Genomic DNA, 19,894 nt, shown 5'->3' on the forward strand with positions numbered 1-19,894 from the left:
GTCACCGGAACTCCGAGAGCCTGCGGTTGACCCCGACGATCGCCGCGACCGCGCCGAGCACGGCCAGGACCGCAGCGCCGGCCGGCAGGCCGCCCAGGGCGCCGCGGCCGTCCCGCGCGGCCCGGGTGAAGTCGTCCTGCTCGTGCGCCAGGGCGTCGCGCAGCGCGTCGTCCACCTTCTTGAAGGACTCGCCCGTGGAGTTCTCCTGGCCGATGATCTGCTCCAGGGCCGATTCGTAGTCCCCGGCGTCGTCGGTCTTCCGGGCCGTACGGTGGCGGCCCTGCCACTCCTCGACCGCCGCGGCCGCCGCGGCGACCGGCTTGCCGCCCTCGCCGTCCCCGGTGCCGTCGGCCAGCTTCGCCGCCGTGGCCAGCTCCTCGCCGAGCGCCTTCATGCCCGCCGTGTAGTCGGTCTCGTACTTGTCGTTCTTGCCGTCCGCGGTGAGCACCGCACCCCGGGCGACCACCGTCAGGTTCTCGTCGGCGCGCGCCTTCAGCGAGTCGATGCGCGCTCGGTTGAGCACGTCCATGGGCCGCTGCCCGTGCGAATCGGCCTCGGCCAGGCCGGACCTGGCCACCGTGTGCCCGACCGCGAGCCACAGCAGCAGCACCGCCGTCGCGGCCGTCGCGGCCAGCAGGCCGTGGTTGAACACCCGGTTCGTCCGGCGGTAGTTGCGGCGCTGCGCCCAGGCCAGTACGGCCAGTGCGACGACCCCGGCACCGAGCGAGAGGAGCGGCCAACCCTGCGCGGAAGTCTGGTCGTCGCCGAGCCGGCCGGTCTCCGCCGCGTACAGCCGCTCGGCGGCCGGCAGCAGCTCGCCGGACATCGTCTGGTTCGCGTACCGCAGATAGGCGCCGCCCAGCGGGAGCCCCTGCCGGTTGTTGGCGCGGGCGCGCTCGATCAGGCCCGTGTAGCGGGGGAGCCCCTCGTTGAGCGTGGTGATCTCCCGGCCGGACGCGGTGGCCGCGTCCGTGTTCGCCGCGGCCTTCACCAGCAGCCGGGACGCCTCCTCGATGTCCTTCACGTACTGCTCGTGCACCGCGCGCGGCTCCTGCGGCCCGGCCAGGAAGCCGCTCGCCGCCGCAGCGTCCGCGTCCGCGAGCGAGCGGTAGATGCCCGCCGCGTCCGCGCTGAGCGGCTGGCTGCGCTCCACCACGTCGTCGGCGGAGGCGGCCCGGTCGCTGATCTGGAGCGCCGTCACCGCCCCGAACGCCAGGACCAGGAGGGCCAGGACGGCCCCGATGACGCGCAGGCGGCCCGGCTCGGTGGTCGCGGCCGCACGCAGCCGCTCCGCGACGGCGGCCCGGGTGCTCGGCTGCTGCGGCACGGGCGCGGGTGCGGGCATGGGCGCGGGCACGGCCTCCGGCGCAGGCGGTTGCCCCAGGGCGCGTTGCAGCGCCTCACGCGCACTCGGCGGGTGTGTCACTCGACCTCCCCCTCGGTCACTGACGACGGCCCGCCCCCCGGCCGATCGGGGGACTGGTGTCCGGCCAGAAGTATGGCCTCAGGGACCGGCACCCCACATCCAGAACGCCTGGATCGGGCACCGGACCACGCAGCGGCCGGCCGTGACCGGCCGCGGTCCACCGCATTCGATCAAGACCGGCGCCGTTGATCAAGGCGAACGGCACGATCCCCACGGACCGTCCTCCCCCTCAACAACACGTCCGGGGCGCCCGATCGGTTCCCGTACGCGAAAGACGCCCCGCAACCACCAGGCTACGGGGCGCCTTTGACGGGCGGCCACTCAGGCGTACTGCGCCCGGAGCCTCGCGTGCACCTCCGGGGCCGCGCCCGTGCGGTCCAGGCCCAGGAGCCCCGCGCCGAGGACCGGCGACTCCCGCACCACGCGCACCACCGCCTTCGGGGCCCGCGCCGCGAGGAGTTCGCGGATGCGGTCGTCCAACCGAGGATGGCGCGCCGCCAGCACACTGCCGCCCAGCAGCACCGGCGCCTCCTCGTCCAGCAGCCCGAGGCGGGTCAGCGCGACCGAGGCCAGCGCCACGACCTCGTCGGCCAGCCGGTCCACCAGGGCCCGCGCCACCGGGTCGCCGGCCGCGCCCGTCGCGAAGAGCACCGGGGCCAGCTCGTGCCGGCGCTCCGGTGCGATGCGGCCCAGGTGCAGCGCCTCGATCAGCGCGTACATCGAGCCGAGCCCGAAGTGCGCCGGGAGCGTCCGGGCCAGCTCGGTCGGCTCGCCCCGGCCGTCCTCGGCGCGCGCGGCGAACCACAGCGCCTCCTCGGACAGACCCGAACCGCCGCCCCAGTCACCGGAGATACGCCCGATCGCCGGGAAGCGCGCGGTGCGCCCGTCCGGGACCATGCCGACGCAGTTGATGCCCGCGCCGCACACCACGGCCACGCCGCGCGGCTCGTCGATGCCGGCCCGCAGGATCGCGAAGGTGTCGTTGCGCACCTCGACGGTCCGGCCCCAGCCGCGCGCGGCCAGCGCCGCCGTCAGCTGCTCCTCCTCGACCGGCAGGTCCGCGTTGGCGAGGCAGGCCGACACATGGGCGACCTGCCCGGCGTCCGCCCCGGCCCCGGTGAACGCCCGCTCCACCGCCGCGCCGAGCACGTCGACGGCCGTCTCCACACCGGCCAGGGGCGGCTGGAACCCGCCGCCCCTGGCCGTGGACAGCACCGTGCCGTCCGCACCGATGAGGGCCACATCGGTCTTGCTGTTCCCCGCGTCGATCGCGAGGACGGAACCGTTCACGCCCACGCGAGGTGCTCCCGGTTGTGCGCGATCAGCTTGTCGGTGAGCGCCTCGGCGTACTCGAACTGGCCGATCAGGGGGTGCGCGAGCAGCGCCTTGAACACCCGGTCCCGGCCGCCGTGCAGCGCGGCCTCCAGAGCCAGGTCCTCGTACGCCGTGACGTTGGCGATGAGCCCCGCGTACAGCGGGTCCAGGGCGGGCACGGCGAGCGGCGTGGCGCCGGAGCCGTCGACCTTCGCCTGGACCTCGATCACCGCGTCGTCCGGCAGGAACGGCAGGGTGCCCTTGTTGTACGTGTTGACCACCTGGTGCGCCGAGCCGCCGCCGCCCAGGAGGGCCGCCGCCAGGTCCACGGCCGCCTCCGAGTAGAAGGCGCCGCCGCGCTTGGCGAGCAGCGCGGGCTTCTCGTCCAGCGTCGGGTCCCCGTACATCGCCAGGAGCTCCTTCTCCATGGCGGCGACCTCGGCGGCCCGGGAGGGCTTGGTGCCGAGCTCGCGGACGACCTGGTCGTGCGCGTAGAAGTACCGCAGGTAGTACGAGGGGACGACGCCGAGCCGGTCCACGATCGCGCGTGGCATGTGCAGGTCGTCCGCGATGGCGTCGCCGTGCTCGGCGATCAGCCGCGGCAGCACGTCCTCGCCCCCGGGGCCGCCGAGGCGCACCCCCAGCTCCCAGGTGAGGTGGTTCAGCCCGACGTGGTCGAGGTGCACCTCACCGGGGGCCACGTCGAGCAGCCGCGCGAACTTGCGCTGGAAGCCGATCGCCACGTTGCACAGGCCGACGGCCCTGTGCCCGGCCTGGAGCAGGGCGCGGGTGACGATGCCCACCGGGTTGGTGAAGTCGATGATCCAGGCGTCCGGGTTGGTGCGCCGGACCCGCTCGGCGATGTCCAGGACGACCGGGACGGTGCGCAGCGCCTTGGCGAGGCCGCCGGCCCCGGTGGTCTCCTGGCCGACGCAGCCGCATTCCAGGGGCCAGGTCTCGTCCTGGTTGCGGGCGGCCTGGCCGCCGACGCGCAGCTGGAGCAGCACGGCGTCCGCTCCGGCGACGCCCGCGTCGACGTCCGAGGTGGTGACGATGCGGCCCGGGTGGCCCTGCTTGGCGAAGATCCGCCGGGCGAGGCCGCCCACGAGGTCGAGCCGGTCGGCGGCCGGGTCGACGAGGACCAGCTCCTCGACCGGCAGCGTGTCACGCAGCCGGGCGAATCCGTCGATCAGTTCGGGGGTGTAGGTGGACCCGCCACCCACTACAGCGAGCTTCATGGTTCAGCCCTTTACTCCGGTCAGTGTGACGCCCTCGACAAAGGCCTTCTGTGCGAAGAAGAAGACGACGATCACAGGGGCCATGACCAGAACGGTCGCGGCCATGGTCAGGTTCCAGTCGGTGTGGTGCGCGCCCTTGAAGGACTCGAGGCCGTAACTCAGCGTCCAGGCTCCCGGGTTCTCGGAGGCGTAGATCTGCGGGCCGAAGTAGTCGTTCCAGGCGTAGAAGAACTGGAAGAGGGCGACCGCGGCGATCCCCGGCTTGGCCATCGGCACCACCACGCGCAGCAGGGCGCGCAGTTCGCCGCAGCCGTCGACCTTCGCCGCGTCGAGGTACTCGTCGGGGATGGTCAGCAGGAACTGCCGCAGCAGGAAGATGGAGAACGCGTCGCCGAACGCCATCGGGACGATCAGCGGCCAGAGCGTGCCGGACAGGTCCAGCTGCTTGGCCCAGAACAGGTACATCGGGATGACCACGACCTGCGGCGGCAGCATCATCATCGAGATGACGAGCATCAGCGACAGCTGCCGGCCGCGGAAGCGGAACTTGGCGAGCGCGTACGCCACGGGCAGCGAGGACACCACCGTGAGGACGGTGCCCAGCCCCGCGTACAGCAGGGTGTTCCGCCACCAGGTCAGGAAGCCCGGGGTGTCGAACACCCGCTTGTAGTTGGCCCACTCGAAGGGGTGCGGCCACAGGTCCCGGGTGAGGGCCTGCTGGTCGCTCATCAGCGAGGTGAGCACGAGGAAGACGAACGGCAGCACGAAGAAGAGGGCCGCCGCCACGCCGAGCGCGTGCACGGCGATCCAGTTCAGCAGCGCCTTGCGGCGCGCGACGCGCTGGGCGGGGGAGACGGGCGCGCCCGCCGCGCCCGCCGTCGCCGGGGTGTCGAGAACCTGCGCCATGTCACTCACCTGCCTGGATCAGTCCGCTGCGGCGCCGCATCAGCAGTGCCGTGAACGCCATGGCGAGGACGAAGAGTACGAGCGCGACCACACAGGCGGAGCCGTAGTCGAAGCGCTGGAAACCGAGGTTGTAGACCAGCTGCGGAAGCGTCAGTGTCGACTTGTCGGGATAACCGGGTTCGAACTGCTGGCCCGAGCCGCCCATGACCCCGGACGCGACCTTCCCGGCCACCAGCGGCTGGGTGTAGTACTGCATCGTCTGGATGATGCCGGTGACCACGGCGAACATGATGATCGGCGAGATGTTCGGCAGCGTGACGTAGCGGAACCGGTGGTAAGCGGTCGCCCCGTCCAGCTCCGCCGCCTCGTACTGCTCCTTCGGTACGTCGAGCAGCGCGGCCATGAAGATCACCATCAGGTCGCCCACCCCCCACACCGCGAGCGCGGTCAGCGCCGGTTTGGACCACGTGGCGTCGGTGAACCAGCCGGGCGTCCCCATCCCCAGGTCACCGAGGATCGAGTTGACCGGCCCGGTCCCGGGGTTGAGCAGGAAGACGAAGCCCAGCGTGGCGGCGACCGGCGGGGCCAGGTACGGCAGGTAGAACAGCGTCCGGAAGACGCCGGTACCCGTCTTGATCCTGGTGATCAGGAGCCCGACGCCGAGTCCGAAGACCACCCGGCAGCTCACCATCACGACGACCAGCCACAGCGTGTTGCGCAGCGCCGGCCAGAACAGCGGATAGTCCTCGAAGACGTACGACCAGTTCTTGAAGCCGCTGAACTCGGGGGCGGCGAAGCCGTCGTAACGGGTGAACGAGAAGTAGACCGTGGAGATCAGCGGGTAGGCGAAGAAGACGCAGAACCCGATCAGCCAGGGCGACATGAAGGCCGCCGTGCGCAGCGCCGACCTGCGGCGCTTCGAACGGAGTGTGTACGTGCTCATCGTGGCGGCTCTACTTCGCCTGGGCGATCGCCGCGTCGATTTCCTTCGCGGTCTTCTCCAGACCCGCCTCGATGTCCTTCTGCTCGCCCTTCTCGACGTCGTAGCCGAGGTTCTGCAGGGACACCAGGTACGCGCCGCCGTTCACCGAGGGCGGGGTGGTGGTGGACTTCGGGTTCGCCGCGATGTCCAGGAACGTCTTGAAGCGCGGGTCGTACTTCAGCTTCGGCGACTTCAGCGCGGCCAGCGTGGAGGGCACGTTGTGGATGGCGTTGGCGAAGTTCACGACCGCGTCGGTGTCGGTCGTCATGAACTTGACCAGCTCCCAGGCGGCGTTCTGCTTGCCCGAGGTCGAGGCGATCCCCGCGATGGTGCCGGTCAGATAGCCCTTGCCGTACGTGTCGGCCTCGTCGTCCGCGACCGGCATCGGGGCCACCCCGATCTCGAACCCGGGCTTGGCGTCCTCGGCCATGCCGAGCCGCCACTCGCCGTCCAGCTGCATGGCCACCTGGCCGGTGTGGAACGGGTGCTTGGCGCCCCACTCGTCACCGAAGCCGGTACGGAACTTCTCCAGCTTCGCGTAGCCGCCGAGCGAGTCGACCAGCTTCTTCTGGTTGGCGAGCATCGCGGCGAACGCCGGGTCCTTCGCGATGTTCGACTTGCCGTCCGCGTCGAAGTAGGCGGGGTTCCAGCCGCCGAGGTAGTGCTCGGTGGTCGCCTCGTAGCCGTGGTAGGTCGGCATGAAGCCCAGCTGCTCGTACGAGTCGCCCTTGGTCTTCGTCAGCTTCTTGGCGTCGGCCGCGAACTCGGACCAGGTCTTCGGCGGGTTCGCGATCCCGGCCTTCTCGAACGCGTCCTTGTTGTAGTAGAGCCCGTACGCGTCACCCAGCAGCGGGACCGTGCAGCGCACCCCGTCGAACTGGGTGTACTCGTTCATCGCCTTCGGGAAGGTCGCCCCGGGGTCGATGCCGTCCTTCTTCAGAAACGGGTTGAGGTCCACGAACGCCTTCGAGGAGCAGAACTTGCCCACGTTGTTCGTGGTGAACGACGAGACCACGTCCGGCGCCTTGGACCCCCCCGCCCGCAGCGCCTGGTTGATCTTGTCGTCGGTCATGTTGCCGACGACCTTCACGTGGATGTTGGGGTGGGCCTTCTCGAAGGCGGAGATCGTGGCCTCGATGCCCTTCACCTCGCCCGGCGCGCTCCAGCCGTGCCAGAACGTGATGGTCGTCTCCTTGGACGCGTCGTCGTCGGCCCCGGAGCCGCTCTGCCCGGTGCAGGCGGAGGCGAACAGGGCTATCGCGGCGGTCGCGGCGAGTGCGACGGCCGGCTTCCGGCGGTTTCCGGACATGGTGAGGTCTCCCGGTGAAGCGGTGGGCGGCAAGGGACGGAAGGCGAGAGGTCAGCGCGAGGTGTCGAACACTTCGTCGCGGGTGGTGGCGAGCGCGCTCTCCAGCGCGCCGCGCAGTACGGGCCGGTGGGTGACGTCCCCGGCGAGCAGCCGGGGCCTGGACGCGGCGAGTTCGGCCAGTTCGGCCGCGACCCGGGCGCGCAGCTGCTCCCCGCCGCGCGAGAACAGCTCGCCGGAGAGCACGACGACCTCCGGGTCGAGGACGGCGACCAGGGAGGCGAGGCCCGTCGCGAGGCCGGTGGCGAACCGGTCGAGCAGCGCGGCGTACGGCTCGCCCTCGCCCCGCTCCACGGCTTCGGCGGCCCGGCCCACCAGCTCGGCGGCGATCTCGTGATGGGTGCCGGGGCCCGGCGCGTCCTCGATGCCCAGCTCCCGGGCCAGGCGCGCGAGCACCTGGGCGCCCGCCAGCTCCTGGAAGCCGCCCGCGTTGGCCTTGGTGACCTGGCGGACCAGCGGCGCCCCCGGCACCGGCAGGAAGCCGACCTCGCCGGCGCCCCCGGTGAAGCCCCGGTGCAGCCGGCCGTTGATGACGAGGGCGGCGCCCAGGCCCTCCTCGTTCCACAGGAGCACGAAGTCGTCGTGGCCCCGGGCCGCGCCGCGCCGCTGCTCGGCCACCGCGACGAGGTTGACGTCGTTCTCGTACTCGACGGGCATCGGCAGCACGGCCGCCAGCTCGTCGAGCAGCGTGGTGGAGTGCCAGCCCGGCAGGTGCGAGGCGTACCGCAGCCGGCCCGTGTTCGGGTCGAAGGCGCCCGGCGTGCCGATCACCACCCGGTGCACGTCGGCCCGGGTCAGTCCGGCGTCCGCGACCGCGCCGTCCAGCGCCTCGGTCACCTCCCGCACCACGCCGTCGGCGCGCCGTCCGGGGGTCCGCAGCTCGAATTCCCCCACCGTCCCGCCGGTCACATCGGCGACGGCGGCGACGATCCGGTGGGCGTTCACATCGAGCCCGGCGACATGGGCGGCCGAGGCGTTGACCGCGTACAGCTGGGCGTTCGGGCCGGGGCGCCCCGCGGCGGTCCCGGTGGCGACGACCAGTCCGGCGGCTTCGAGGCGGGCCAGCAGCTGGGAGGCGGTGGGCTTGGAGAGCCCGGTGAGCTTCCCGATCCGGGTCCGGGACAGGGGGCCGTGCTCCAGCAGCAGATCGAGGGCGGCGCGGTCGTTCATGGCACGCAGCACCCTGGGGGTGCCCGGCGTGTTTCCGGCCATGAGCGTTGGCACCTGCCCTCTGTTAGGAAAGTTTCCTGTTCGGTGAGAGGAAGGTAGGGCCCGGGCCGCCGGGGCGTCAATGACCTGACCGCCGGTGGCAACCAAAGCGTTACCCGGGAACGGCAGCGGCCGGGGACCGCGCGGGTCCCCGGCCGGGAGAAGGGCTACTTCGTGGTGCTGGGCGGCGGGATCGGGGTCGTCGCCAGCGACTGCGGGGAGGTCGCCGAGGCGTACGCGGACGGGGCGGCCATTCCGGCCGTGGGATCGGGCTCCGGCGCGTCCTCCGGGACACCCGCCACCATGCTGATGCCCGCCGCGTCCAGCGCCACCTTGATGCGCCAGCGCAGTTCGCGCTCCACGCCGACCGCCTGGCCCGGCATGGTCTTCGCGCTCACCCGGACCGTCATCGAGTCCAGCAGCACCGTGTCCAGGCCCAGGATCTCCACCGGGCCCCACAGGCGCTCGGACCAGGGGTCCTCCTTGGCCATCTCCTGGGCGGCCTCGGTGATCACCGCACGGACCTTCTCCAGGTCCTCCGTGGGCCGGACCTGCACGTCCACGTTGGCCGTGGACCAGCCCTGGCTGAGGTTGCCGATCCGCTTGACCTCACCGTTGCGGACGTACCAGATCGCACCGTTCTCGCCGCGCAGCTTGGTGACGCGCAGGCCCACCTCGATGACCTCGCCCGAGGCGACGCCCGCGTCGATCTGGTCGCCGACCCCGTACTGGTCCTCCAGGATCATGAAGACCCCGGAGAGGAAGTCGGTGACCAGGTTCCGGGCGCCGAAACCGAGCGCGACCCCGGCGACCCCGGCGGAGGCGAGGAGCGGGGCCAGGTTGATCTGGAACGCGCCCAGGATCATCAGCGCCGCGGTGCCCAGGATCAGGAACGAGGCCACCGAACGGAGCACCGAGCCGATCGCCTCCGACCGCTGGCGGCGGCGCTCCGCGTTGACCAGGAGACCGCCGAGCGCGGTGCCCTCCACCGCCTGCGCGCTGCGGTTCATCCGTTCTATGAGCTTGGTCAGGGCGCGCCGGACCGCGATGCGCAGAACGACCGCGACCGCCGCGATGAGGATGATCCGCAGGCCGGTGTTCAGCCAGGTGGACCAGTTCTCCTCCACCCAGCCCGCGGCGTCTCCGGCCTGCTTCGCGGCTTCGTCCAGCGAGCCGCCGGGCTCGGGTGACGGGGCTGCGGCCAACAGGGCGGACAGGGACACGGCGAAACCTCCAGGGGGCGAGCGCTGAGCGGAAGAGCGCTGAACAACCACACTAACGGGGCATCACCCGTGCTCCGTTGCCGTGAACGGGGGAGGAGACACGGCTCACCCGGAGATACGGAACGGATAAGGGCCGGGGGCACCGCCGGACAGGATCGCGGGGAAAATTCCTTCCGGCCCGTTACCCGCACGTGGTGGCGCTACGACCAGGCGTGAGGGGAGACTGAGAGCGGAGATCGTCCCGGCGCGAGCCACGCGCCGCCGGCGTACAAGGAGGCATCCGTGCCGCATGTCCTGGTTCTCAACGCGTCGTACGAGCCGCTCGGCGTCGTACCGCTCCGCCGCGCACTCGTCCTCGTCCTCGAGAACAAGGCCATCTGTCTTGAGGAGTCCGGCGCCCTCATGCACAGTGCAACCCGGGCCGTCCCGGCCCCCAGCGTCGTCCGTCTCAAGCGGTTCGTCCGCGTCCCCTACCGCGGTCCGGTGCCGCTGACCCGGCGGGCCCTGTTCGCCAGGGACGGCGGACGCTGCATGTACTGCGGGGCCGCCGCGACCAGCGTCGACCACGTCATCCCGCGCAGCCGGGGCGGCCGGCACGCCTGGGACAACGTGGTGGCGGCCTGCCGCCGCTGCAACCACGTCAAGGCCGACCGCCATCTGCCCGAGCTCGGCTGGCGGCTGCACCAGCAGCCCGCCCCGCCGACCGGACTGGCCTGGCGGATCATCGGCACGGGGCACCGCGACCCGCGCTGGCTGCCCTATCTGCAACCGTTCGGCGCGGACGACGCGATGGCCCGGATCGACGGCATCTCAGCCTGAGAACCGGCCCGCGTGCTTCCCGGGGCGGTCCGCCGCACCGGGGCTCCGGCCTGCCGTGCCCCGGCGCGGAGGACCGTGCCCGTCAGCCGTCCCCCGCCACCGCGTACGCCTCCGCCGACCAGAGCGAGATGCCGTACTTCGTGGCCCGCTCGTCGCCCACGACGCGCACGAACCGGGTGTCCTCCGCGTCCATCCGCACGGACTCGCGGCCGCCCTCGCCCTCGCGGACGGTCGCGGCGGTGCGCCAGGCGCGGCCGTCCGACGAGACCTGGACGCGGTAGCGCGACGCGTACGCGTCCTGCCAGTGCAGCACCACGCGGCCGAGGCGGACCGGGGCGGGCAGTTCCGCCTGCCACCACGCCCTGTCCTCGGCCGGTGAGGACCAGCGGGTCTCCGGGTCGCCGTCGGACGCGGCGGACGCCGGGAAATCCGCGGTCTCGTCGCCCGACGAGGAGGCGGTGGCCCCGCGCAGCAGGTCGGGCCCGGCGGTGCGCGGGTAGGCCCTCACGGTCAGGGTGGTCCGCTCGTCCCCGAAGGCGAACGGCACCTCGTACTCACCGGCCGGGGTGTCCTCCGGGACCGCGATCTCCACCGGGACCTCGGTCCGCGTCCCGCGCGGCACGGTCGTACGCTTCGGCACGCGGACCTCGATGCCCTCGGGCGCCTTCGCGGTCAGCCGGCCGCGCACCTCGGCCGGGCGCCGGCCGGACAGGCGGGCCCGGACCTCCTGCGGCCCGCCGCCGATGACCACGTCCGTCTCGCCGCGCGCCAGGTCCAGCCGGGCGGCCGGCTCGTCACCGAACCAGGGCACCAGGGAGCGCACGTCCGGGGCGCTCCCGGCGCGGACGGACGCGCCGGCCAGCGGCGGGATGATCAGGGGCGGCGCACCGCCCGCCAGCGGCGTCGCGGCCGGCCAGCTGATCCGGACCGCGTCGGCCCGCACCCCCTCGCCCGCCGCCTGGGTCCACCCGCTCGCCGACAACGGGCCGAGCGCGCGCCACCCCTCGCCCGGCACATGGGCCTGGACCGTCGCGCCCGCCGCCGCACCGTCGTCCGGGACGGTCGTCGCGGTGACCGCCTCCAGCGGGCGGACCCGGTCCAGCCGCACCGTGTAGCTGCCCGGGGCCTCGGACACCTCGCCGCCCGGCCGGTCCGTGCCGGTCCAGGAGCGGGCCTCCTCGCGGACCCGGTCGAGGAACGCGTCGAGCACGCCCTCGCCGACCTTCGCGCCGCCCGCCGCGATCTCCTCGCGGACCGGATCCAGCGCCAGGGAGGCCCGCCAGGCGGCGGCCCCGTCGCCCCGGGCCTGGGCGCGCAGCAGGTCCACGGCGAGCTCGCCCGCGTGGCCGTAGCGGGACAGCTGCGCGGTCCACGGGCGGACCTCGGCGCCGAGCCGCCCCCCGGCCACCCCCGCGAGCCGCGCCGGGGCCGCCCGCATCTCGCCGAACGCCTCCCGCAGCCGGTCCGCCGCCGCGTCGAACGCCTTGCCGTCGCCGTCCGCGTACGCCGACCGGAACGCGGCGATCAACGGCCGCAGATACGCGGACTCGGTGGAGCCGAGCACGGAGCCCGCGCTGTTGCCCGCGAGCGCCCGCAGGGCGTCGCCGCTCCGGCCGTCGCCGCCCGCGAGGTCGTCGATCGCGGCCTCCCAGGACTTCGCGGGGTCGTAGTCCCTCGGGTTCCACGCGAAGTCGGCGGCCGTGAACAGCGGGATGCGGGAGGCGGCGGGCTGTTCCATCGCGTTGGCGAGCAGCGCCGCCGAACCGGACGCCACCGCCGGGTCCCGGCCGGTGTACGGGCCGAGGAAGATCCGGTCCTGCGCGTAGTCGTTGACCGGGTAGTTGTCCATGGTCACCAGCGGGTGCCCGAACGCGGCCCGTGCCTCGGCCAGTTCACCGCCGGTTATGGTCCTCGGCACGACCCCGACGCCCGTCCAGGCGACCTCGACCCCGTCCGCCAGCTTCCGGGCGAGCGCCCTGCGGTACGCGGTCGCGCCGTCCTGGTAGTACTCCGTCGGCATCACCGACAGCGGCAGGGCGTCCGGGTGGCGCTCCGCCAGGTGGCGGGCCACGCCGTTCACGACGCGGGCCTGCGCCCGGGCCGCCGCCTCCGGGCCGCTGCCGAAGGCGTCCGCGTCGGCCGCGCAGTGCCACTCGCTGTAACTGACGTCCTGGAACTGCACCTGGAAGGCCCGCACCCCCAGGTCCCACATCGCGTCGATCTTCCGCGTCAGCGCCGTGCGGTCGCGGTCCGACGAGAGGCACATGGACTGGCCCGGCGCGACCGCCCAGCCGAGCGTCACGTGCTCGGCCGCGGCCCGTTCGGCCAGTGCCCGGAAGCCGGCCTTCCGCGCCGCCGGGTACGGGTCGCGCCAGCGGGCCTGGCGGTACGGGTCGTCGCCCGCCGCGTACAGATAGCGGTTCTGCTTGGTGCGCCCCAGGAAGCCGAGCTGCGCGAGCCGGTCCTCCTGGCTCCACGGCTGCCCGTAGAACCCCTCGGTCAGCCCGCGTACGGCGGTGGCCGGCCAGTCCCGGACGGTGACCCCGGCGACCTTCCCGCCCCGGACCAGCTGGCGCAGCGTCTGCACCGCGTGGAACAGCCCGTCCTCGCCGACGCCCTCCAGGGCCACGGTGTCCCGCTTCGCGACCCGCCCGGCCGTCAGCCGGTATCCGCCTGCCGGCAGATCCGCGCGGTCCGGGGCGCCCAGGGCGCGCAGCGCGTCCGCCGCCCCGTCGCCGCCCAGCCGCAGGACGGGCCCGGCGCCCGGCAGTGCCTCGTGGACCGTGCGCACCCCGGCGTCCGCCAGGACCGCGCGCAGCGCCTTCACGGCGTACGGATCGGCCTCCGCGTCCGCGATCAGGGTGACCTCGCGGCCCAAGGGGACGGCCGGCCCGGCCGCCGCCATGGTCTGCGGGCGCGGCCACACGGCGGGGAGCGCCGAGTCCGCCACGCGGCTCCGGTCCGCCGCCGACCTGGCGGCCGGGTCCGGGGGAGCGGCGAGCGCGGGCGGGGGCGCGGCGGCGAGCAGCCCGCCGAGCACGGCCACGGCGACCGCCGTAGCCCGCGTCCTGCCACTGAGCCCCATCCCTGTCTCTCCCCTCGCCCCGGCCACTGCCGTCCGAGCCCACCACCCCGCGCGCGAGGGTGTCAAAGCGCGAGGGGTTCGGTACGGAAATGCCCTGATGTGACCGTGTGATGAGCGGGGCGCGTGTGACGGGGTGATACGCGAAAGACAGCGCCGAATGGCCGAAAAAGGCGAACGTCTTACGGGCAACCGGCCCTTCGGGAACGGAATGTGACCCGGGACACGTTGAACTCGTTGTCGTCACGCCTACGTCTGCGGCCGCGTCCGTTGGGTAGGCCGTCACTGTCCTGTTCTCCACGGCCAGGAGGCCACCATGCCCGCCACCGCGCAGCGCCCGCTCTCCGCCCTCTCCAAACAGGCATCCGGTCCCGCCCCGCTGATCAGCGCGTGCCCCGCCACCGTGCCCGGCCCGCTCACGAGCGAACCGCCGCTCGCCGACGCCATACCTCTGACCAGCGAGCCCCCGCTCGCCGAGGCCACCCCCCTGACCAGCGAGCCGCCGCTCGCCGTCCTCGCCCCGCTGACCAGCGAACCGGCCGCGTCCGGCTGCGCGTGGGGCACGGAGTCCCCAGGAGTCTGAATGGGCTTGTCCCGGCTCGCCGCACTGCACGGCGTCGCCACCTCCTTCTCCCCGTCCGCCGGCGTCTCCGAGCCCGTCCCCGAGACCACGGTCGTCGCCGTGCTCGGCGCGCTCGGCGTCGACGCCACCACGCCCGAAGCGGTACGCGAAGCCCTCGCCGCCGCCGAGTCGGCCGCCCGCACCCGGCTCCTTCCGGACACGCTGGTGGTGTGGTCCGGCGAACCGCTGCCGCCCGCGCTGACCGGGCTGCCGCCCGGCACGGAGCTGGCCGTCCGGCTGGAGGAGAGCGACGAGGAGGCGGAGCCGGCGTGGATGCGGGTGCCCGCCGGGGAGGCGCGGCCGGAGGCCCCCGGGGCCGCCCCGACGGGTGCGCGTCCGTCCGGTCCGGGGAGCGCTTCGGGTGCCGCCGGAGGGCCTGGTCCGTCCGGTCCGGGGAGCGCTTCGGGTGCCGCCGCAGGGCCTGGTCCGTCCGGTCCGGGGAGCGCTTCGGGTGCCGCCGCAGGGCCCGGTCCGTCCGGTCCGGGGAGCGCTCCGGGTGCCGCCGCAGGGCCTGGTCCGGCCGGTCCGGTAAGTGCCCCCCGCTGGTGGGCCGAGCCCCCGCTCGGCGTGCACCGGCTCACCGCTCACGCGCCGGACCGCGAGCCCCAGGACTGCACGCTCGTCGTCGCCCCGGCCCGCGTCCCGCAGCCGCCCGCCCGCACCCACGGCTTCCTCGTCCAGCTCTACTCCCTGCTCTCCGCCCGCTCCTGGGGCATGGGCGACCTCGGTGACCTCGCCGACCTCGCCTCCTGGTCCGGCCGCCGGCTCGGCGCCGGCTTCGTCCAGGTCAACCCGCTGCACGCGGCGCTGCCCGGCGCCCCCACCGATCCCTCGCCCTACCGCCCGTCCTCCCGGCGGTTCCCCGACCCGGTGCACCTGCGCGTCGAGTCCGTCCCGGAGTACGGGCACGTGCCCGACCCGGTGGCCCTGGACGCGCTGCGCCGCAAGGGCGCCGAGCTGCGGGAAGCCGTCCTGGACAAGGGCGCCCTCATCGACCGGGACGCCGTCTGGGCGCTCAAGCGGCAGGCACTCGACCTGATCCTCGCGGTCCCCCTCACCCCCGGCCGGCACGCCGCGTACTGCGACTTCCTCGCCGCCCAGGGGCGCGCCCTGGAGGACCACGCTCTGTGGTGCGCGCTCGCCGAGGTGCACGGCCCCGACTGGCACGGCTGGCCGGACGAGCTGCGCGACCCCCGCTCCGACGCCACCGCCCGCGCCCGCGCCGAACTGCTGGACCGGGTCGACCACCACTGCCGGCTCGCCTGGCTGACCGACACCCAGCTCGCCGACGCCCAACGGGCCGCCCGGGAGGCCGGGATGCCCGTCGGCGTCGTCCACGACCTCGCGGTCGGCGTACACCCCGGCGGCGCCGACACCTGGGCCCAGCAGGACGCCTTCGCCCACGGCATGTCCGTCGGCGCGCCCCCCGACGCGTTCAACGCCCGCGGCCAGGACTGGGGCCTGCCGCCCTGGCGCCCCGACGCCCTCGCCGCCTCCGGCTACGCCCCGTACCGCGGCCTGCTGCGCGGCGTCCTCGCCCACGCGGGCGCCCTGCGCATCGACCACGTGATGGGCCTGTTCCGGCTCTGGTGGGTGCCCGAGGGCCGCCCGCCCACCGAGGGCACCTACGTCTCGCACGACGCGGAGGCGATGCTCGCCGTCCTCGTCCTGGAGGCCCACCGGGCCGGCACCGTCGTCGTCGGCGAGGACCTGGGCACGGTGGAGCCCGGCGTCCGCGAGGCGCTGGCCCGGCGCGGCGTCCTCGGCACCTCGGTGCTCTGGTTCGAGCGGGACTGGGCGGGCGACGGGCGCCCCCTGGCCCCCGAGCGGTGGCGCCGGGACTGCGTGGCCACGGCGACCACCCACGACCTGCCCTCCACCGCGGCCCGGCTGACCGGTGACCATGTGACGCTGCGCCACCGCCTCGGCCTGCTCACCCGCCCCCTGGACGAGGAGCTGAGGCAGGACCGGGCGGACACGGCCGAGTGGCTGGCCCTGCTCACCCGGCTCGGGCTGCTCCCCGAGGGCGGTGCGCTCGCCCAGGGCGGCGGCGGCGAGGAGGCGGCCGTCCGGGCCGTCCACCGCTTCCTGCTGCGCACCCCCGCCCGGATGACCGGGATCTGGCTGCCCGACACCGTCGGCGACCGCCGTCCGCAGAACCTCCCGGGCACCTGGGACCAGTACCCCAACTGGCGGCTGCCCGTCGCCGACGCGGAGGGCGTCCCGGTCACGCTGGAGCAACTGGCCGCATCGCCCCGGCTGCACCGCCTGATGGATGTCCTGCGCACCTCCGACGAGCCTCCGGAGGTCCATGAAGCGCCGTAGGGCGCCCCGTACGGCACCCCCGGGCGCGCGGCCCGCGCGGGCGTTCGCTACGTTTGCACCGTGGACAAGAAGAACGCTATGCGCGCCGGCGCCGTCGCCGCCGGAACGACGCTGATGATGCTGCTGATGTCGTCCCCCGCGCTCGCGCTCACCCGCGACGACGGCGACGACCCGGGTACCGGCCTGAGCGTGCTCGACACGCTCGGCCTGTTCGTCCTGGCGCCCCTCGTCCTGTTCGCGGTCATCGCGGGCCTGGTCATGGTGCTCGACAAGTCCAAGAAGCAGGCCTGACCCAGCGGCCCGGCGACCGGGGCCCCGCCCCCGGTCCCGCCCCGCACGGCACGGGTGCGCCGCACGGTGACCGATACCGCGCGGCGCACACGCATGTCCGGACCCGGGCGCGGCGGTAGGTTGCGCCCATGACCGAGTGGGACGTCAAGAAGCTCCGCATCCTGCGCACCCTGCGCGACCGGGGCACGGTCACCGCGACCGCCGACGCCCTGCTGATGACCCCCTCGGCGGTCTCGCAGCAGCTCTCCAACCTGGCCAGGCAGCTCGGCGTACCGCTCCTGGAGGCGCAGGGCCGGCGCGTCCGGCTCACCGACGCCGCCCATCTCGTCCTGCGCCACGCCGAGGCGGTCTTCGCCCAACTGGAGCGCGCCGACGCCGAACTGACCGGTTATCTGCGCGGCGAGGCGGGCGAGGTCCGGGTTGCCGCGTTCGCCACCGCCGTACCCGCCCTCGTCGTCCCGGCCGTGCAGCGGCTGCGCGCCGACGCCCGCCCCGGCCCCGACGTCCGGGTGCGCGAGGCGGAGGCCGCCCAGGCGTACGAACTGCTCGCCGCCGCCGAGGTCGACCTCGCCCTGTCGCTGGCCGCCGACGCCCCGACGGCCAGCGACCCCCGGTTCGCCGTGCTGCCGCTGCTCGCCGACCCGCTCGACGTGGCGCTGCCGGCCGGCCACCGCCTCGCGGACGCGTCCGGGCTGCGCCTCGCCGACCTGTCGGCCGAGCCCTGGATCTACGGCGGCTCGGGCCCCTGGTCGGAGATCACCGTCTCCGCGTGCCGGGCGGCGGGCTTCGTACCCGAGCAGGCGCACAGCGCGTCCGGCTGGACCGCGATCCTCGCCATGGTCGCCGCGGACCTGGGGGTCGCGCTGGTCCCGCGCATGGCCTCGGCGGAACGGCACGGCCGGGAGGGCGTGGTGATGCGGGTCCTCGACGCGGACCGGCCCCGCCGCCATGTCGTGGCCGCCGTCCGGCGCGGGGGAGAGGACGCCCCGGCGGTGGCCCGGGTCCTCGCGGCGCTGCGCGAGGCGGCGGAACCGTACGGGGACGGCACGACCATTCAGTAAGGCTGAACAATTCGTGCGGAAACTTTCGATGGACCTACCGGCTTCCGTCGTACGACAGTGAACGCATGACCACCGAACAGAATGAGATCCGGCACGACGACCCCCATGCCAATGACGCGGCCCCGTACGGCGGCGGTGACCCCTACGCCGACTACCGCACCGCGGACCTCCCCTTCACCGACCTCGTGGACCTCGCCGACCGGCGGCTCGGCGCGGGCGTGATCGCCGCCAACGACGAGTTCTTCGCCCAGCGCGAGAACCTGCTCGTCCGGGAGCGCGCGGTCTTCGACCCCGAGCACTTCGGCCACAAGGGCAAGATCATGGACGGCTGGGAGACCCGCCGCCGGCGCGGCGCGGACGCCCAGCACCCGTTCCCGGCCCCCGACGAGCACGACTGGGCGCTGATCCGGCTCGGCGCCCCCGGCGTCATCCGCGGCATCGTCGTGGACACCGCCCACTTCCGGGGCAACTACCCGCAGCGCGTCTCCGTCCAGGCCACCTGCGTCGAGGGGGCGCCCGGCCCGGAGGAACTGCTCGCCGACGACGTGAAGTGGGAGGAGATCGTCCCCCCGGCCCCCGTGCGCGGCCACGCCGCCAACGGCTTCGAGATCACCGGCGGACGGCGCTGGACCCACATCCGCCTCTGCCAGCACCCCGACGGCGGCATCGCCCGCCTCCGGGTGCACGGCGAAGTGGTCCCCGACCCGGCCTGGCTCGCCACGCTCGGCACCTTCGACCTGATCTCGGTCCTGAACGGCGGCAGCTACGAGGACGCCTCGGACCGGTTCTACTCCTCGCCGACCCAGATCATCCTGCCGGGCACCTCCCGCAAGATGGACGACGGCTGGGAGAACCGCCGCCGCCGGGTCCGCGACACCAACGACTGGGTGCGCTTCCGGCTGCCCGCCCAGGGCGCCGTCCGCGCGGTCGAGATCGACACCGCCTACCTCAAGGGCAACGCGGCCGGCTGGATCGCCCTGCACGGCCGGGACGGCGAGAGCGGCGAGTGGTTCGAGATCATCCCGCGCACCCGCCTCCAGCCCGACACCCCGCACCGCTTCCCGCTGCCGACGGAGGCCGTGGTCACCCACGTACGCCTCGACGCCTTCCCCGACGGCGGCGTCGCCCGGATGCGCCTGCACGGCTCCCTGACGGAGTCCGGCGCGGCCGACCTCAAGGCCCGCTACGAGGCGTCGGCCTCGTAATCCCGGCTCCCGCCCGGCGGACGGCTGCGCTTCAGCGCCTGTCCGCCGGGCGGTTTCCAGCTACGCGGTCGCGGCCGCCGCGTCCGCCGCGCGGGCCCGCAGGGCGCGCTCCACGCCCGAGCGGGACTCCGAGATCAGCCGGCGCAGGCCGGCGCCCGGCCCGGCCGAGGCCAGCCAGGCGTCCGTGGCGTCCAGGGTCTCCTGCGAGACCTGGAGCGCCGGATACAGGCCGATCGCGACCTGCTGGGCCATCTCGTGGCTCCGCGAGTCCCAGACGCCCTTCACCGAGGCGAAGAACTTCTCCGTGTACGGGGCCAGCAGCTCGCGCTGGTCCGTCTGCACGAAACCGGCGATGACCGCCTCCTGGAGGGAGTTCGGCAGCTTGTCGGACTCCACGACCGACGCCCACGCCTCGGCCTTCGCCTCCTCGCTGGGCCGTGCCGCACGCGCCGACGCCGCGTGGCGCTCGCCCGCCGCCGTCCGGTCCCGCGCGTACTCGGCGTCGATCTCCTCCTCGTCGATGAGCCCGGTGGCGGCGAGCCGCTGGACGAACGCCCAGCGCAGCTCGGTGTCCACGGTCAGGCCCTCGATCGCCTCGGCGCCGTCGAGCAGCGAGCGCAGCAGGTCCAGCTGCTGGGGGGTGCGGGCGGTGGCCGCGAAGGCGCGCGCCCAGGCCAGCTGGTGGTCGCTGCCCGGCTCCGCCGCGCGCAGGTGCGCGAGCGTCGCGTCGGTCCACTGCGTCAGGCCCGCCTCGCGCCACTCCGGCGTCGCGTACAGGTCGATCGCGGTCTTGACCTGGCGGTGCAGCGACTGCACGACGCCGAT

The 19,894-nt window shown here is 74.0% G+C and carries 16 protein-coding genes; 6 read left to right on the forward strand and 10 right to left on the reverse strand.

What is annotated here, in order from left to right; translation table 11 throughout:
* Position 1 precedes the first annotated feature (1 nt).
* The 8 genes from ABZ565_RS13355 to ABZ565_RS13390 all read right to left on the reverse strand — a co-directional run bounded on the left by ABZ565_RS13355 (position 2) and on the right by ABZ565_RS13390 (position 9,664).
* Positions 2 to 1,345, reverse strand: coding sequence for a hypothetical protein (locus ABZ565_RS13355; RefSeq protein ID WP_361024778.1), 1,344 nt, complete (start codon positions 1,343 to 1,345; stop codon positions 2 to 4).
* 402 nt (positions 1,346 to 1,747) lie between these two features.
* Entirely contained in the window at positions 1,748 to 2,722 is a 975-nt protein-coding gene (locus tag ABZ565_RS13360; protein WP_361024698.1) for a BadF/BadG/BcrA/BcrD ATPase family protein, read from the reverse strand.
* Positions 2,713 to 3,978 carry a 6-phospho-beta-glucosidase gene (locus ABZ565_RS13365; protein WP_361024701.1) on the reverse strand — a complete coding sequence of 422 codons (1,266 nt, stop codon included), beginning with the start codon at positions 3,976 to 3,978 and terminating at the stop codon, positions 2,713 to 2,715. The genes ABZ565_RS13360 and ABZ565_RS13365 overlap by 10 nt, the downstream gene beginning before the upstream one ends.
* A gap of 3 nt (positions 3,979 to 3,981) precedes the next feature.
* Entirely contained in the window at positions 3,982 to 4,884 is a 903-nt protein-coding gene (locus tag ABZ565_RS13370) for a carbohydrate ABC transporter permease (RefSeq protein WP_361024704.1), read from the reverse strand.
* A 1-nt stretch (position 4,885) separates the two neighbouring features.
* The gene (locus ABZ565_RS13375; protein WP_361024707.1) at positions 4,886 to 5,827 is read right to left on the reverse strand and encodes a sugar ABC transporter permease; all 942 of its coding nucleotides are present in this window, start codon (positions 5,825 to 5,827) and stop codon (positions 4,886 to 4,888) included.
* A 10-nt stretch (positions 5,828 to 5,837) separates the two neighbouring features.
* A complete protein-coding gene (locus ABZ565_RS13380; RefSeq protein WP_361024709.1) occupies positions 5,838 to 7,175 on the reverse strand; it encodes an ABC transporter substrate-binding protein in 1,338 nt (445 codons plus the stop codon).
* 51 nt (positions 7,176 to 7,226) lie between these two features.
* Complete coding sequence (locus ABZ565_RS13385) at positions 7,227 to 8,444, reverse strand: ROK family transcriptional regulator (RefSeq protein WP_361024712.1); 1,218 nt, start codon at positions 8,442 to 8,444, stop codon at positions 7,227 to 7,229.
* 164 nt (positions 8,445 to 8,608) lie between these two features.
* Positions 8,609 to 9,664 (reverse strand): mechanosensitive ion channel family protein, encoded by a 1,056-nt coding sequence (locus ABZ565_RS13390; RefSeq protein WP_361024715.1) that lies wholly within the window; start codon positions 9,662 to 9,664, stop codon positions 8,609 to 8,611.
* A 282-nt stretch (positions 9,665 to 9,946) separates the two neighbouring features.
* On the opposite strand from ABZ565_RS13390, the gene ABZ565_RS13395 reads away from it, so the two are divergent.
* A complete protein-coding gene (locus ABZ565_RS13395; RefSeq protein ID WP_073965171.1) occupies positions 9,947 to 10,483 on the forward strand; it encodes an HNH endonuclease in 537 nt (178 codons plus the stop codon).
* An 82-nt stretch (positions 10,484 to 10,565) separates the two neighbouring features.
* On the opposite strand, the gene ABZ565_RS13400 is transcribed toward ABZ565_RS13395, so the two are convergent.
* Positions 10,566 to 13,568 carry a beta-N-acetylglucosaminidase domain-containing protein gene (locus ABZ565_RS13400; RefSeq protein WP_361024720.1) on the reverse strand — a complete coding sequence of 1,001 codons (3,003 nt, stop codon included), beginning with the start codon at positions 13,566 to 13,568 and terminating at the stop codon, positions 10,566 to 10,568.
* 313 nt (positions 13,569 to 13,881) lie between these two features.
* Here ABZ565_RS13400 and ABZ565_RS13405 point away from each other — a divergent pair, with 313 nt between their 5' ends.
* The 5 genes from ABZ565_RS13405 (at position 13,882) to alc (ending at position 19,069) form a co-directional block, all read left to right on the forward strand.
* Complete coding sequence (locus ABZ565_RS13405; protein ID WP_361024723.1) at positions 13,882 to 14,148, forward strand: hypothetical protein; 267 nt, start codon at positions 13,882 to 13,884, stop codon at positions 14,146 to 14,148.
* Positions 14,149 to 16,512 (forward strand): 4-alpha-glucanotransferase, encoded by a 2,364-nt coding sequence (gene malQ / locus ABZ565_RS13410; RefSeq protein WP_361024726.1) that lies wholly within the window; start codon positions 14,149 to 14,151, stop codon positions 16,510 to 16,512.
* 60 nt (positions 16,513 to 16,572) lie between these two features.
* Entirely contained in the window at positions 16,573 to 16,803 is a 231-nt protein-coding gene (locus ABZ565_RS13415) for a hypothetical protein (RefSeq protein ID WP_361024729.1), read from the forward strand.
* A 128-nt stretch (positions 16,804 to 16,931) separates the two neighbouring features.
* The gene (locus ABZ565_RS13420; protein ID WP_361024732.1) at positions 16,932 to 17,864 is read left to right on the forward strand and encodes a LysR substrate-binding domain-containing protein; all 933 of its coding nucleotides are present in this window, start codon (positions 16,932 to 16,934) and stop codon (positions 17,862 to 17,864) included.
* A 65-nt stretch (positions 17,865 to 17,929) separates the two neighbouring features.
* Positions 17,930 to 19,069 (forward strand): allantoicase, encoded by a 1,140-nt coding sequence (gene alc, locus ABZ565_RS13425; RefSeq protein ID WP_361024735.1) that lies wholly within the window; start codon positions 17,930 to 17,932, stop codon positions 19,067 to 19,069.
* A gap of 60 nt (positions 19,070 to 19,129) precedes the next feature.
* On the opposite strand, the gene ABZ565_RS13430 is transcribed toward alc, so the two are convergent.
* Positions 19,130 to 19,894, reverse strand: a 765-nt coding sequence (locus tag ABZ565_RS13430) for an ERAP1-like C-terminal domain-containing protein (RefSeq protein WP_361024738.1), incomplete at its 5' end; no start/stop codon positions are given.

The sequence above is a fragment of the Streptomyces sp. NPDC016469 genome, assembly GCF_040632905.1.
Classification (GTDB): domain Bacteria; phylum Actinomycetota; class Actinomycetes; order Streptomycetales; family Streptomycetaceae; genus Streptomyces.

Bases quoted from the DNA above. Each gene is read 5' to 3' on its own strand.
- ABZ565_RS13355 (WP_361024778.1), bottom strand. From the start codon at position 1,345: ATGCCCGCACCCGCGCCCGTGCCGCAGCAGCCGAGCACCCGGGCCGCC.
- ABZ565_RS13365 (WP_361024701.1), bottom strand. From the start codon at position 3,978: ATGAAGCTCGCTGTAGTGGGTGGCGGGTCCACCTACACCCCCGAACTG.
- ABZ565_RS13370 (WP_361024704.1), bottom strand. From the start codon at position 4,884: ATGGCGCAGGTTCTCGACACCCCGGCGACGGCGGGCGCGGCGGGCGCG.
- ABZ565_RS13375 (WP_361024707.1), bottom strand. From the start codon at position 5,827: ATGAGCACGTACACACTCCGTTCGAAGCGCCGCAGGTCGGCGCTGCGC.
- ABZ565_RS13380 (WP_361024709.1), bottom strand. From the start codon at position 7,175: ATGTCCGGAAACCGCCGGAAGCCGGCCGTCGCACTCGCCGCGACCGCC.
- ABZ565_RS13385 (WP_361024712.1), bottom strand. From the start codon at position 8,444: ATGGCCGGAAACACGCCGGGCACCCCCAGGGTGCTGCGTGCCATGAAC.
- ABZ565_RS13400 (WP_361024720.1), bottom strand. From the start codon at position 13,568: ATGGGGCTCAGTGGCAGGACGCGGGCTACGGCGGTCGCCGTGGCCGTG.
- ABZ565_RS13405 (WP_361024723.1), top strand. From the start codon at position 13,882: ATGCCCGCCACCGCGCAGCGCCCGCTCTCCGCCCTCTCCAAACAGGCA.
- malQ (WP_361024726.1), top strand. From the start codon at position 14,149: ATGGGCTTGTCCCGGCTCGCCGCACTGCACGGCGTCGCCACCTCCTTC.
- ABZ565_RS13420 (WP_361024732.1), top strand. From the start codon at position 16,932: ATGACCGAGTGGGACGTCAAGAAGCTCCGCATCCTGCGCACCCTGCGC.
- alc (WP_361024735.1), top strand. From the start codon at position 17,930: ATGACCACCGAACAGAATGAGATCCGGCACGACGACCCCCATGCCAAT.